A 12561-nucleotide genomic window follows, 5' to 3' on the forward strand; every position below is an offset into this window, starting at 1 on the left:
ACCCGCGCAATCGCGGGAGCGTGAGATAGCAGGATCGACGCGGCGCCCTCAGGCACCGCGTCGCAGCGCAACCCGCCACAGCGGCGGGAGGCGAACATCACTTGAACTCGCTGCCCCAGTAGGCTTCGATCTGCTTCACCAGCTCCGGCGGCAGCGGCACGTAGTGCAGTTCGCTGGCCTGGGCCTGGCCGTTTTCCAGTGCCCACTTGAAGAAGTCCAGCGTGGCCTTGCTGCGGGCCGCATCCTTGGGCTGCTTGTGCATCAGCATGAAGTTGGTCGCGGTGATCGGCCAGGCCTTCTCGCCCGGTGCATTGGTGATCACCAGGTTGAAGTCCTTGGCATTGGTCCAGTCGGCGCTGGCCGCTGCGGCGCCGAAGCTTTCAGCGTTCGGCTCCACCCACTGGCCGGCAGCGTTCTGCATCGACGCGTACGGCATCTTGTTCTGCAGCGCGTAGGCCAGTTCGACATAGCCGATCGAGCCCTTGATCTGCTGCACGTACGAGGCCACGCCTTCGTTGCCCTTGCCGCCCACGCCGCCCGGCCACTGCACCGAGGTGCCTTCGCCGACCTTGGTCTTCCACTCCGGGCTGACCTTGGACAGGTAGTTGGAGAAGTTGAACGTGGTGCCCGAACCGTCGGAGCGATGCACCAGGTTGATCTTGGTCGCCGGCAGGGTCACGCCCGGGTTGGCCGCAGCAATCGCCGCGTCGTTCCACATGGTGACCTTGCCCAGGAAGATGTCGCCGAGCAGGGCGCCGGTCAGGCGCAGCTTGCCGGGCGCCATGCCTTCGATGTTCACCACCGGCACCACGCCGCCGATGGCCGAGGGGAACTGGCCCAGGCCGGCCTGCTGCAGCTCGGCGCTATCGAGCGGCTTGTCGGAGGAGCCGAAATCCACGGTGCCGGCCTTGATCTGCGCAATGCCGCCGCCCGAACCGATCGACTGGTAATTGACCTTGTTGCCGGTGGCGGCGTTGTAGTCGGCCGACCACTTGGACACCAGCGGGTAGATGAAGGACGCACCGGCGCCGGCGATCTCCGCACTCTTGCTCTCGCCGGCCGCCGCGCCTGCGTTGGCACCGCCTTGTGCGGGATCGCCGGACTGCGCGTCCTTGCCGGGCGAGCAGGCCGCCAGGGCAAGGGCGATGGTGAGGGACAGGGCGGTCAGGCTGGCCGACTGCAGTTTCATGGTGGCTCCGAGGCAGGATTGGCCGGGTGTCCGGCAGACGCAGCTATGAAATGATGTTTTTGTTACACGTGCATGACAGCGCCGTCCGGGCACTGGCATCACAAAAAAAGACGCGGACCCGAAAGTCCGCGTCCCGGTCCGGACGCCGGGAGAGAGACGGCGTCGGTCCTGTGCACTTAGCGGGGCAGGGTCTTGGCCCAGTAGGCTTCGATCTGGCTGACCAGCGTGTCCGGCAGCGGCACGTAGTCCAGCGCCTTGGCCTGCGCATCGCCCTTGCTATAGACCCAGCGGAAGAACTCCAGGGTGTTCTTCAGGCCGGCCGGATTCTTCGGCTTCTTCTGCACCAGGATGAAATTGGTGGCGGTGATCGGCCAGGCGTTGTCGCCGGCGGCATTGGTCATCACCAGGTAGAAGTCCTTGCTGCTGCCCCAGTCGGCACTGTTGGCGGCCGCGGCGAAGGTCTCATCGGACGGCTGCACGAACTTGCCGGCCGCATTCTTCATCGCGGTGTAGGCCATCTTGTTCTGCAGCGCATACGACAGCTCGACATAGCCGATGCCGCCCTTGATCTGCTTCACGTAGGCGGCCACGCCTTCGTTGCCCTTGCCGCCGATGCCGGTCGGCCACTGCACCGCGGTGCCTTCGCCGACCTTGCTCTTCCAGTCCGGATTGACCTTGGACAGGTAGTTGGTGAAGTTGAAGCTGGTGCCCGAACCGTCGGAGCGATGCACCACGGTGATCTTGCTGTCGGGCAGCTTCACGCCCGGGTTCAGCGCAACGATGGCCGCATCGTTCCAGGTGGTGACCTTGCCCAGGAAGATATCGCCCAGGGTCTTGCCGTCCAGCTTGAACGCACCGGCAGCGATGCCCGGCACGTTGATCACCGGCACCACGCCGCCGATCACCGAGGGAAACTGCGCCAGCCCGGCGGCAGCCAACTCTTCGGGCTTGAGCGGGGCATCGGAAGAACCGAAATCCACGCTGGCGGCCTTGATCTGCGCAATGCCACCGCCGGAGCCGATCGATTGGTAGTTGACCTGCTTCTTGGTGGCGGTGTTGTAGTCGGCCGACCACTTCGACATGACCGGGTAAATGAACGATGCGCCGGCGCCGGTGACATCGGCAGCCTGGGCGCCCATGGCCAGTGCGGCAGCGAGCACGCAGACAGCCAGACGGGATTTGATGGAAGAGATCACGGAACAGCTCCTTGTAGCGATAGGGATGACGTCCCGCAGGGCGCCATTGCAGGGCAACGGCGTGACTGCGCAATGTCGGGGAGATGACACGAAGATGACGGGACGGAAGTGGCGCCTGTCACAGCGACGCACAGGGCCACGTGCCGTCAATGCCGGCGGCAGGCGTCCGCAGACGCCGGCCGCTGCGATGGCTTACCAATAGAACTGCGCGCGTGCCTCGATGATCGACGGGTTGTCGTCGACCAGCCCGCGGGTGGCGCTGTTGTAGCGGGTGCTTTCGACCTTGGCGTAGTCGAGTGCGAACTTGAAGTTGGAGCGCCAGTACCAGTTGGCGCCGATGGTCCACACATCCATCTTGCCGCCCAGCACGCCATCGACGAACGGCGTGTTGCCGTTGGCGACCAGATGGCCGTCGTTGAGGTCCAGGGTGTCGTAGCGCACTGCCAGCTGCCACATGCCCGATGCCGGTTCGTTGGGCAGCGGGGTGGTCGGCACGCCGGCCTTGTAGCCCCAGGTCTCGCCGGTGATGTTCCAGACCCCGCTGACGTACCAGCCGTCACTCTTATAGTCGTTTGCGTTGGCACCGATGCGGTTGGCGTTTTCCTGGAAGTACTCGCTCTGCAGCTTGAACGGCCCGGTGATCCACATCGCTTCAGCGCCGGCCACGCCCACGTTGTCGACATTGGTGATGGCACCGCTGTCGATCAGGCGCACGGTGGTGAGGTCGGCGTCGGGGCGCGCGCGCAGGCGCAGGGTGTCGTCGTCGGTGTCGTAGGCCAGATAGCTGAGGCCGAAGTGCAGCACACTGCCGGTCTCATTGATCGGCGCCCAGGTGCCGCGTGCGCCGTAGCCGCTGCCGTGGGCCTGGTTGCGGGTCAGTTCGCGGCCGAACGCGCTGGCGGTCAGGCTCCAGTTGTTGTCGCCCATGCCGTACGCCACACCGAGCCGGCGCGAGATGCCGTAGGTATTGGTGACCGCGGCCTTGGACACGAAGTCATTGTTCTTGGTGCTGGACAGCTCTTCCAGGCTGTTGGGCTGCTTGAACTGGCCAAACTGCAGGTAGTTGTTGGCGTTGCCGCCGAACTTGTACTTGATGTTGTTGTCCAGGAAGCGCCCGGTGCTGCGGATGGTGGTGCCGCGCACAGTGACTTCCTTCAGCACGCTGGGGTCGTAGCCGGCGACCCATTCAAAGTTGCCCGGCCCCTTGCCCTTGAGCACCAGCTCGGCGCGGCGAATGCTGAATTCGGAATTGTCGCCGTTGGCGCCGATCGGGCCGTTGAGATCCTGCACGTCGTTGTGGAACCAGTTGCCATCGGCCTGGACCAGGCCTTCCAGCGACATTTCCGAGCCGCCGATCACATCGATGGCGATTTCGGCGTGGGCTGCCGGCGCGGCGAGCGCCATCAGCAATGCGGAGCCGAGCAGGGTAGGAGAAAGTTTCATGGTGCCTTGCGACCTGACGAGAAAGTGGGCGCAGGCTAGGCCGTGAAAGTTGCGTTAATGTGACAATTCCGCAACCGCTCGTCGGAACACTTTTTGTCAATCAAGACAAAGATTTACGCGTGTTTTGTCTTTGTCATTGTGTGTCATGAGTCTGAACGAAGTCGCGTTTATGACAGTTCTGTTGGGCGCTGAAACAGGGCGATTTGCGTGACTTAGTTAATGGCGAGCTGAACCGCAGTCTGCAAGTGGCGCGTTCCATCGCACTTTGTGCATCGCACCACTTGCGCTGCCGGGTTCTAAATTGTTAGTTTCGAGACCATGTTTCCGCGATTCCTCCAATTGCTGTTGGTTTGTCTGCTCGCGCTCACCGCGTGGTCGGCAGCCAATGCGCACACCCGCATCCAGAATGCGGTGGTGGGCGACGGCTTGGCGGTGATGGTGGATGCTGGCGAAGAACGCGATGCCCCCGAAGATCCGCAGGACGATGGGGACTCCCAGACCCAAGTCGATACACAGCCTGCAGACGATATCCCCTTGCTCTCCCAAGCATGGCCGGTGCTGGCGCGGTATTCACCCTCTTGGTACGCGCATCACGCGCCGGCAAATCACAAACGCGACCTGATCCCGCAACTGCGTCCTCCAAACGCCCTGCGCGCCTGATCCCAGCTGTCGCTGTACCCGGCGTTTCCGCCGGATTCTCTTTGATTTGTTCAATTTCGCAATTCGCGGTTTGCGCCGCGGATCGCTATCCGTTGCCTAGAGGTTATCTCCCATGGAAAGTTTGCTTGAAGGTTTTCGTCATTTCCGTAAGGAAGTGTATCCGCGCCAGAGTGCGCGCTTTCATGAACTCGCTGCCGGCCAGAAGCCGCACACGCTGTTCATCACCTGCGCCGACTCGCGCGTCATGCCGGAGCTGATCTTCTCCGCGCAGCCCGGCGAATTGTTCGTCTACCGCAACATCGGCAATGTGGTGCCGCCTTACTCGCAGCACGTCAGTGGTGTGGTTGCGGCGATCGAATACGCCATCGCTGTGTTGGGTGTGCGCCACATCGTGGTCTGCGGCCATACCGACTGCGGCGCCATGAAGGCCGTGCTCAAGCCCGAGTCGCTGGAAGATGTGCCGTCCGTGGCTGCCTGGTTGAAGCACACCGACGCAGCGCGTCACGTCACCGCCCACCATGGCCATGATCCGGCCAGCCAGGAGGCGCTGAGCTGCATGACCGAAGAGAACGTGGTCTCGCAGCTGGACCATCTGCGGACGCAACCGGTCGTGGCAGCACGCCTGGCGGCAGGCACGTTGCGGATCCATGGCTGGATCTACGATATCGCCCACGGAGAGATCCGCGCCTTCGATGCCGAAAAGGGGGGCTTCCGCCCGCTCCTGGGCGAGACGACTCCCGAAGCCACTCCTCGCCCGCGCTTGCAGCAAGCGGTGCGGGCTGAACTCGTCTGACGGAGCACACTCATGAACACAGCAGGTATCGGCGGATATTTCCGTCAGGGGCTGTTCGGGCGTGATTTGCTCGCGTCAGTGGTGGTCTTCCTTGTCGCGTTGCCCTTGTGTATGGGCATCGCGATCGCATCCGGCATGCCGCCGGCAACGGGTCTGATCACCGGCATCATCGGCGGACTGGTTGTTGGTTTTCTGGCGGGCTCACCGTTGCAGGTGAGCGGCCCGGCCGCCGGCCTGGCTGTGTTGGTGTTCGAACTGGTGCGCGAGCATGGCGCTGCCGCGCTCGGCCCGGTGATTCTGGTGGCTGGCGCGATCCAGCTGGTTGCCGGTCTGTGCCGGGCAGGGGTGTGGTTCCGGATGACGTCGCCGGCCGTGGTGGCCGGTATGTTGTCGGGCATCGGCATCCTGATCGTGGCTTCGCAGGCGCACGTATTGATGGATGCAGCGCCCAAGGCGCGTGGTCTGGAGAACTTCGCTGCACTGCCTGCCGTGTTGTGGCAGGCGATCAGCGAAGGCACCGGCCGCACCGCCTTGTTCGTGGGCCTGGCGACCATCGGCATCATCCTGGCGTGGGACAAGCTGCGTCCGCAGCGCCTGCGCTTCCTGCCGGGTGCGTTGATCGCGGTGGTGGTGGTAACGGCGACCGTGCAGCTGCAGGGACTGAACGTCAACAAGGTCGATGTGCCGACCAACCTGTTTTCGGCGATCAGCATTCCCAGCCTTTCCGACATCTTCGGGGTGTTCAACCACACCTTGCTGGTGTCGGCGGTGACCTTCGCCTTCATCGCCAGTGCCGAGACCTTGTTGTCGGCAGCGGCGGTGGATCGGATGCACCAGGGCGCACGGACGCAGTACGACCGTGAGCTGGCGGCCCAGGGCGTTGGCAACATGCTGTGCGGTTTCCTGGGTGCTTTGCCGATGACCGGCGTGATCGTGCGTAGTGCGGCCAATGTGCAGGCCGGTGCTGCCACGCGTGCGTCGACCATCCTGCACGGCAGCTGGCTGCTGGTGTTTGCGATGCTGCTGCCGTGGCTGTTGCGGATGACGCCGGTAGCCTGTCTGGCCGGCATCCTGGTCTACACCGGCGTGAAGATGATCAAGATCGGTCAGGTCAAGGAACTGGCGACCTATGGCCGCGGCACCGCGGCGATCTATCTGGCCACCACGTTTGCGATCGTGGCCACCGACCTGCTGACCGGTGTGCTGATTGGTTTCGGTCTGTCGCTGTTCCGTCTGGCCCTGCATTCCTCGCGCCTGAAGGTCGAGGTGCGCGAGCACGCCGACAAGAAGGACGAAATGCATCTGACCCTGCAGGGTTCTGCAACGTTCCTGAAGGTGCCGGCGATGGCGCGCACGCTGGAAAGCGTTCCGCCGAACACGGTGCTGCATCTGGACGTGGCCAAGCTGCATCATGTCGACCATGCGTGCATCGAGTTGCTGCGGGACTGGAGCCGCAATGCAGCGTCGCGCGGCTGCGAGCTGGCCGTGGACTGGAATGAGCTGGATCGTCGCGTGGAGGGCCAGCGCAAGGTGGATCCTGTGCCGACGCAGGAACCGCGCAAAGCGGCCTGACCCTGATAGCCACCCGGCGTTCGCGCCGGGTGTGTCCTGTCGTGACCGGATGATGCATGGCGCCGATAAGACGCATCATCCGGTCGCGATTTTTTTTGGGCCGGGATTGGGGATTTGCAGATTGGGGGCTCGCAATGGCGGCTTTCGGCTGCCGGTTATTGCGCGCAGCCCGATCCTTGCTTCCGCAATCTTCCTTTGGCGATCAGGCGGCCACGGTCTTGTCGCGGTAGCGGCATAGATCGTGGATCACGCAATTCGGGCAATCCGGTTTGCGTGCCTTGCAGACGTAGCGCCCGTGCAGGATCAGCCAGTGGTGGGCGTCGTGCAGAAATTCGGCCGGAATGACCTTGACCAATTTGTCTTCGACCACGCGCACGTCCTTGCCGGGTGCCAGGCCGGTGCGGTTGGCGACGCGAAAGATGTGGGTGTCCACGGCCATGGTGGGTTCGCCGAACGCGGTGTTGAGCACCACGTTGGCGGTCTTGCGGCCCACGCCAGGTAGCGCCTCGAGCGCGGCCCGATCATGTGGCACCTCGCCGCCGTAACGCTCCAGCAGGATGCGGCAGGTGGTGATGACGTTCTTGGCCTTGGCGTTGAACAATCCAATCGTCGAGATGTAGCGCTTCAGGCCTTCTTCGCCCAGGTCCAGGATGTCGCATGGCGTATTGGCAACCGGGTACAGCTTGCGCGTGGCCTTGTTGACGCCCACGTCGGTGGCTTGTGCGGACAACAGCACCGCAATCAGCAGTTCGAACGGCGTGGTGTATTCCAGCTCGGTGGTGGGATGCGGGTTGAGTTCGCGCAGCCGCGCAAACAGCTCCTGTATCTCCGGCTTACGCAGGGTGCTGCCGCGACGCGGGGGCGATGCGGGAAGTGCGCTGCTCATGTGGACGCTCCACCGCTGGCTTTGGCTTTCGCGCGCGCCAGGATCGCGGCGGCGAGCGGGGGCAGCGCTGGCGCTGCGGGTTGCGCGAGCGTGGGCGCAGGTGCGCGGCGCGCGTCACGTTCGGCCGCGCGTCGTTGCAAGCGCGCCATGCGTGCTTGATAGCGTTGACGCGCCGCCCATGCGGTCTGCAGGCGTTGCTGTGCGGCAAGCAGGGTGGCGGTCACAGCGGGATCCACTGCGTCGTGCTGTTCAGGGCAGTACTCCATCAGCCCGAGCGCCAGCGCGCCATCGAGATCGTCGGCCAGCACGCGTTCGAACAACTGCAAAGGCAGTGCATGCGGCGGGGAAACTGCATCGGCATTCATGGCGATGCGATCAGCGATTGCGGAACTGCGCGGGGCGCTTGTCGAGAAACGCACGTGTGCCTTCGCGCATGTCGTCGGTCGCAAACAGCAGGGCAAATTGTGCGGTTTCCAGCTGCAGGCCTTCTTCCATGCCGCATTCGCCACCCACCACCACCGCATCCAGGATGCCGCGCAGTGCGAGCGGTGCGGAGCCGGCCAGGCGCTCGGCCAGTGCGGTGGTTTCTGCCTGCAAGGCCTCTGGTTCGACCACGCGATTGACCAGGCCCAGTTGCAGGGCGCGCGCGGCATCGATCGGCATGCCGAGCAGGCACAGCTCCAATGCGGCGGCGCGGCCGGTGAGGCGGAGCAGGCGTTGCGTGCCGCCGAAGCCCGGGATCAGGCCCAGATTGATTTCCGGTTGCCCGATCCGTGCAGTGGCGGCGGCAATGCGCAGGTGGCAGGCCATCGCCAGTTCCAGCCCGCCACCCAACGCGAACCCGTTGACCATGGCGATCACCGGCTTGGGCATCCGCTCGATCCGGCGCATCAGCCGCTGCCCCAACAGTGAAAACTCGCGGCCCTGCATTGCGGAGAGCTCGCTCATCTCGGCGATGTCCGCGCCGGCCACGAAAGCCTTGGGGCCGGCGCCGGTCAGCACGACTACGCGCACGTCTTCTGCCGCTGCCGCCTCTGCAAATGCCGCATCCAGCGCCTGCATGATCTGCTGGTTCAAGGCGTTCAGTTTGTCCGGGCGATTGACCGTAATGGTCCGGACATTGGCGTGGTCTGCGATCAGAATGACGTGATTGGACATCGAACTTCCTGGCTAACGTAAAAAAAAAGTAAATGCGGAACTTCTGAAACCCTTGCTGGTCATTGGTTTCGTGATAAGTAGCGGTTCGCTATCGCGGCCGCTATCCTAGCGCGTCATCTCAGGCGGCAGACCCGTCCTGTGCCACCACCCTGGAGAATTGTTTGATGAAGTTGCGTTCGATCGCGGTCGCTGTGGCGGCCCTGGCCCTGACGGGCAATGCACTGGCCCAGGACACAACGTCCGAGAAGGGCAAGCTGAGCTACTACTTTGGTTATGACTACGGCAACAACCTTGCCGAGCTCACCGGACGTGGTGAACAGCTGGATATCAACTCGGTGGTGAAGGGTCTGCAAGACGCCTATGCCAAGAAGCAGCCGGCCATCACTGCCGACCAGCTGAAGCCGGCCGTGGAAGCGTTCCAGAAGCGTGAGCAGGGCCGTGCCCAGCAGGCCAAGGCCGAGTACGACAAGGCCGCTGCCGCCAACAAGACCAAGAGCGATGCGTTCCTGGCCAAGAACAAGAGCACCGCTGGCGTGCAGACGCTGCCGAGCGGCGTGCAGTACCGCGTGATCGAAGCCGGCAAGGGCGCCAAGCCGACCCAGGCCAGCACCGTGCAGCTCGAAGTCGCCGGTCCGTTCCCCTTCGGCGACCGCGAGAAGGCACGTCCTGCGCAGCAGATCCCGGCCATCAAGGTCAGCGAAGTCGAGATGCAGGCCATGCGCGATACGCTGCTGCAGATGCCGGCCGGCTCCAAGTGGGAAGTGACCCTGCCGCCGGAAAAGGCCTATGGTGCCGACCCGCGTACCCCGTTCCCGCCGAACGTGGCCGTGCAGTTCGAGATCAAGCTGGTCAGCGTCAAGTAATTGCGTTCGCTGTTGCTGTGACAACGCCGGCCACCAGGCCGGCGTTGTCGTTTCAGGTATCGGAAGGACATCACGCGCGGAGGCCGCACGATGCAGGGCGAGGATTCGAACAGCGGTGGCCTGGCCAGCCCGTGTATCGGTGTATGTTCGCTGGACGCGCAGGGGAGCTGTGTCGGTTGCCTGCGGAGCCTGGATGAAATTGCACGCTGGATGAGCATGAGTGACGGTGAACGCCTGGAATATCTGCAGACGGTGCTGCCCGCGCGCGCGTTGGCGGCGCAGCTGCCCGAGTGCGCGGCCTTGCAGCGTGCGCTGTATCCGCTGCACACCGCGCCGGACGGGCCCGGCTGGAACCATGCCGAGTTGATCGATCTCACCGAAGGTGGCGCCTCGGCGGAAGCTGCGGTGTTATGCGGACTGGTGCCGCGCACGCAGGGCACGATGGTGTTGCTGACGCGGCGCACCGACAGCCTGCGCCACCACGCCGGGCAGGTGAGTTTCCCCGGTGGCCGGATCGAGCCGTCCGATGCCGATGCGGCGGCGGCGGCCTTGCGCGAAAGCTGCGAGGAAATCGCGCTGGGCGCGCAGCAGGTGCACGCACTGGGCTATCTGGACCCGTTTCTGACCGTGAGCGGATTCCGCGTCACCCCGGTGGTGGCGGTGATCGACCCGGCCTTTGTGGCCGTACCGCAGCCGGACGAGGTGGCCGACGTCTTCGAGGTGCCACTGGCCTATCTGATGGACCCGGACAATCTGCGCAGCGTGGAGCTGGAGTACCGCGGCCGGCCACGTCGCGTGCTCGAATACGACTGGCCCGGTCACCGGATCTGGGGTGCCACCGCGGCCATTCTTCTCAATCTTCGCCGTCGTCTGGAGCAGAGTGCATGAGTGCCGAACCCGACTGGACCACGCTGGTGGACAGCGCCACCCTGGCAGCAGCGCTGCAGCACCCGCAGCTGCGTCTGCTGGATGCGCGGGCGGCACCGCCCACTGTGCCGGACCCGGGCGCCGCACAGCGCGACTACGCACAAGGACATCTGCCGGGTGCGCATTTCGCCGGTCTGCACGACGCGCTGGCGGATGTGTCGCGCCCTGGGCAAGGGCGTCATCCGCTGCCGCACAGTGATGTCTTCGCGGCCCAGCTCGGCCGCTGGGGGATCACGCCCGACAGCCAGGTGGTGGTCTATGACGCGGCCGACGGCAGCATGGCGGCCGCACGTGCGTGGTGGATGCTGCGGCTGATGGGCCATCGCCGCGTGGCGGTGCTGGATGGCGGCCTGGCCGCCTGGCGTGCGGCCGGGTTGCCCGAGACCACGGCAGTGCCTGTGCCGGTCGACAGCGGCGCGTATCCGGGCAGTTTCGATGCGGATGCGGTGGTGGACGCCGAGGCGATCCTGGCGCGCCTGGACGCGGCGCCGGGCTGGCTGCTCGACGCACGCGCCGGCGAGCGCTTTCGTGGCGAGGTGGAGCCCATCGATCCGGTGGCCGGGCATGTGCCGGGCGCGGTGAGTCGCCCGCTCGGCATGAGCCTGCGCGATGGGCGGTTCAAGCCGGCGGCGGAGTTGCGCGCCGAGCTGGGCGCGCTGCTGGGCGACTACGCACCGGAGCAGGCCGTGGTGATGTGTGGCTCGGGTGTGACCGCCTGCCATCTGCTGCTCGCGCTGGAGGTGGCAGGGCTCTCCGGTGCGCGCGTGTATGCCGGATCGTGGAGCGGCTGGTTGCAGGATCGCAGCCGCCCGGTCGCGGTCGCTAGCCGATTGCAGGCACAATAGGCGCAGGAAAGGTGGCCTGTGGGGACGCAGGCTCGCTGCGCGGAGCGCAGTTCTCGCAGTGTTGGGTGTGCTGATGCGGTGGCAGTTGCAGCGTGGCGCGATAGGCGTCGTGGGAATCGTGCTGGTGGTTGCATGTTCGGCCGGGTCGACCTCGCAGGGCAGTGGTGAAGCGGCTGAGCCGTCGAGCGCGCGTACCGATCGTGACGGCTACGCTGCAGCGCTTGCGCACGCACGTGCGGCGCGCCGTGCCCAATTGCATGCTCCGGATGGCTGGTTGAGCTACACCGGCTCCGGCCGCGTGCGCCCGGGCCGCTATCGGGTGGGGGCCGACCCGCATGCCGATATCGTGCTGCCGGCGGGGCCTGCGCAACTGGGCAACCTGACGCTGGGTCCCGAAGGCCAGCTGCGCTTCCAGGCCGCGGCCGGCACCGCAGTGACGCTGCACGGCGAGCCCGTGACAGAGGTGGCGCTGGCGCCCGAGCGGGCAGGGCAGCCGGGCGACCGTCTGCGCATCGATGCGCGCGAGTTCTATGTGGTGCAGACCGGCGCCTTGTACGGGTGGCGGTTTCGCGACCCGGCAGCGCTGGCGCAGTTCGGTGAGCTGGACTATTTCCCCACCGATGCGCACTGGCGTATCGACGCGCAGTGGCAGCCGTATGACGCGCCACGTGCCACCACGTTATTGACCTCGATCGGCACACCGTTGACGGTGCAGGTGCCGGGCGAAGCGGTGTTCACCCGCAACGGCCAACGCTATCGCCTGCGTCCGATCGCACAGGATGGCGATGCGCGGCTGTTCTTCGTGTTCGCCGACCGCACCAGCGGCAAGGAAAGCTACGGCGGTGCGCGCTATCTCTACACAGACGCACCGCGCGACGGCCGCGTTGTGCTGGATTTCAATCTGGCCGAGAACCCGCCGTGCGCGCTGACACCGCATGTAGTGTGCCCGATTGCGCCGCCGGACAATCGCCTGGATCTGGCGGTCAATGCTGGCGAGAAGACCTATCGCCCATCCGGTCGCTGAGCGCG

General features: G+C 65.0%; 13 protein-coding genes. 7 read left to right on the top strand and 6 right to left on the bottom strand.

Annotated features, from left to right (window positions below):
* Window positions 1–97: 97 nt before the first annotated feature.
* From pstS (ACD584_RS06995) to ACD584_RS07005, 3 genes are all read right to left on the bottom strand, one after another.
* On the bottom strand, window positions 98–1189 hold the full coding sequence (pstS, locus tag ACD584_RS06995) for a phosphate ABC transporter substrate-binding protein PstS (RefSeq protein WP_011036712.1): 1092 nt from the start codon (window positions 1187–1189) through the stop codon (window positions 98–100).
* A gap of 176 nt (window positions 1190–1365) precedes the next feature.
* Window positions 1366–2385, bottom strand: coding sequence for a phosphate ABC transporter substrate-binding protein PstS (gene pstS, locus ACD584_RS07000; protein WP_175611509.1), 1020 nt, complete (start codon window positions 2383–2385; stop codon window positions 1366–1368).
* A 192-nt stretch (window positions 2386–2577) separates the two neighbouring features.
* Window positions 2578–3828, bottom strand: a complete 1251-nt coding sequence (locus ACD584_RS07005; protein ID WP_076035992.1) for an OprO/OprP family phosphate-selective porin — start codon at window positions 3826–3828, stop codon at window positions 2578–2580.
* Window positions 3829–4167: 339 nt separating this feature from the next.
* Between ACD584_RS07005 and ACD584_RS07010 the strand changes: the two genes are divergently transcribed.
* The 3 genes from ACD584_RS07010 to ACD584_RS07020 all read left to right on the top strand — a co-directional run bounded on the left by ACD584_RS07010 (window position 4168) and on the right by ACD584_RS07020 (window position 6853).
* Window positions 4168–4488 carry a hypothetical protein gene (locus tag ACD584_RS07010; RefSeq protein WP_175611797.1) on the top strand — a complete coding sequence of 107 codons (321 nt, stop codon included), beginning with the start codon at window positions 4168–4170 and terminating at the stop codon, window positions 4486–4488.
* A gap of 112 nt (window positions 4489–4600) precedes the next feature.
* A complete protein-coding gene (locus ACD584_RS07015) occupies window positions 4601–5281 on the top strand; it encodes a carbonic anhydrase (RefSeq protein WP_011036715.1) in 681 nt (226 codons plus the stop codon).
* 12 nt (window positions 5282–5293) lie between these two features.
* Window positions 5294–6853 carry a SulP family inorganic anion transporter gene (locus ACD584_RS07020; RefSeq protein WP_070692868.1) on the top strand — a complete coding sequence of 520 codons (1560 nt, stop codon included), beginning with the start codon at window positions 5294–5296 and terminating at the stop codon, window positions 6851–6853.
* Between the two features lie 202 nt (window positions 6854–7055).
* Here ACD584_RS07020 and nth read toward each other — a convergent pair whose 3' ends face one another.
* From nth to ACD584_RS07035, 3 genes are read right to left on the bottom strand one after another with little or no spacing between them, the layout of a single operon-like run.
* Window positions 7056–7739: an endonuclease III gene (gene nth, locus ACD584_RS07025; protein ID WP_076035990.1), complete on the bottom strand. Its 684-nt coding sequence runs from the start codon at window positions 7737–7739 to the stop codon at window positions 7056–7058.
* A complete protein-coding gene (locus ACD584_RS07030) occupies window positions 7736–8104 on the bottom strand; it encodes a hypothetical protein (protein ID WP_070692872.1) in 369 nt (122 codons plus the stop codon). Before ACD584_RS07030 ends, nth begins: the two co-directional genes overlap by 4 nt.
* Before the next feature lie 10 nt (window positions 8105–8114).
* On the bottom strand, window positions 8115–8897 hold the full coding sequence (locus ACD584_RS07035) for an enoyl-CoA hydratase/isomerase family protein (RefSeq protein ID WP_076035989.1): 783 nt from the start codon (window positions 8895–8897) through the stop codon (window positions 8115–8117).
* Window positions 8898–9061: 164 nt separating this feature from the next.
* Here ACD584_RS07035 and ACD584_RS07040 point away from each other — a divergent pair, with 164 nt between their 5' ends.
* The 4 genes from ACD584_RS07040 to ACD584_RS07055 all read left to right on the top strand — a co-directional run bounded on the left by ACD584_RS07040 (window position 9062) and on the right by ACD584_RS07055 (window position 12556).
* Window positions 9062–9760 carry an FKBP-type peptidyl-prolyl cis-trans isomerase N-terminal domain-containing protein gene (locus ACD584_RS07040; RefSeq protein ID WP_004429231.1) on the top strand — a complete coding sequence of 233 codons (699 nt, stop codon included), beginning with the start codon at window positions 9062–9064 and terminating at the stop codon, window positions 9758–9760.
* 90 nt (window positions 9761–9850) lie between these two features.
* The gene (locus tag ACD584_RS07045) at window positions 9851–10648 is read left to right on the top strand and encodes a CoA pyrophosphatase (protein ID WP_011036720.1); all 798 of its coding nucleotides are present in this window, start codon (window positions 9851–9853) and stop codon (window positions 10646–10648) included.
* On the top strand, window positions 10645–11532 hold the full coding sequence (locus ACD584_RS07050) for a sulfurtransferase (RefSeq protein ID WP_076035988.1): 888 nt from the start codon (window positions 10645–10647) through the stop codon (window positions 11530–11532). Before ACD584_RS07045 ends, ACD584_RS07050 begins: the two co-directional genes overlap by 4 nt.
* 73 nt (window positions 11533–11605) lie before the next feature.
* A complete protein-coding gene (locus tag ACD584_RS07055) occupies window positions 11606–12556 on the top strand; it encodes a DUF1684 domain-containing protein (RefSeq protein WP_076037731.1) in 951 nt (316 codons plus the stop codon).
* The last annotated feature ends 5 nt before the right edge of the window (window positions 12557–12561 follow it).

It is taken from the genome of Xanthomonas sp. NCPPB 2922 (genome assembly GCF_041520885.1).
Taxonomy (GTDB): Bacteria; Pseudomonadota; Gammaproteobacteria; order Xanthomonadales; family Xanthomonadaceae; genus Xanthomonas; species Xanthomonas campestris.

Bases quoted from the DNA above. Each gene is read 5' to 3' on its own strand.
- nth (WP_076035990.1), bottom strand. From the start codon at position 7,739: ATGAGCAGCGCACTTCCCGCATCGCCCCCGCGTCGCGGCAGCACCCTG.
- ACD584_RS07015 (WP_011036715.1), top strand. From the start codon at position 4,601: ATGGAAAGTTTGCTTGAAGGTTTTCGTCATTTCCGTAAGGAAGTGTAT.
- pstS (WP_011036712.1), bottom strand. From the start codon at position 1,189: ATGAAACTGCAGTCGGCCAGCCTGACCGCCCTGTCCCTCACCATCGCC.
- ACD584_RS07045 (WP_011036720.1), top strand. From the start codon at position 9,851: ATGCAGGGCGAGGATTCGAACAGCGGTGGCCTGGCCAGCCCGTGTATC.
- ACD584_RS07040 (WP_004429231.1), top strand. From the start codon at position 9,062: ATGAAGTTGCGTTCGATCGCGGTCGCTGTGGCGGCCCTGGCCCTGACG.
- ACD584_RS07055 (WP_076037731.1), top strand. From the start codon at position 11,606: ATGCGGTGGCAGTTGCAGCGTGGCGCGATAGGCGTCGTGGGAATCGTG.
- ACD584_RS07035 (WP_076035989.1), bottom strand. From the start codon at position 8,897: ATGTCCAATCACGTCATTCTGATCGCAGACCACGCCAATGTCCGGACC.
- ACD584_RS07020 (WP_070692868.1), top strand. From the start codon at position 5,294: ATGAACACAGCAGGTATCGGCGGATATTTCCGTCAGGGGCTGTTCGGG.
- ACD584_RS07005 (WP_076035992.1), bottom strand. From the start codon at position 3,828: ATGAAACTTTCTCCTACCCTGCTCGGCTCCGCATTGCTGATGGCGCTC.
- ACD584_RS07030 (WP_070692872.1), bottom strand. From the start codon at position 8,104: ATGAATGCCGATGCAGTTTCCCCGCCGCATGCACTGCCTTTGCAGTTG.
- ACD584_RS07050 (WP_076035988.1), top strand. From the start codon at position 10,645: ATGAGTGCCGAACCCGACTGGACCACGCTGGTGGACAGCGCCACCCTG.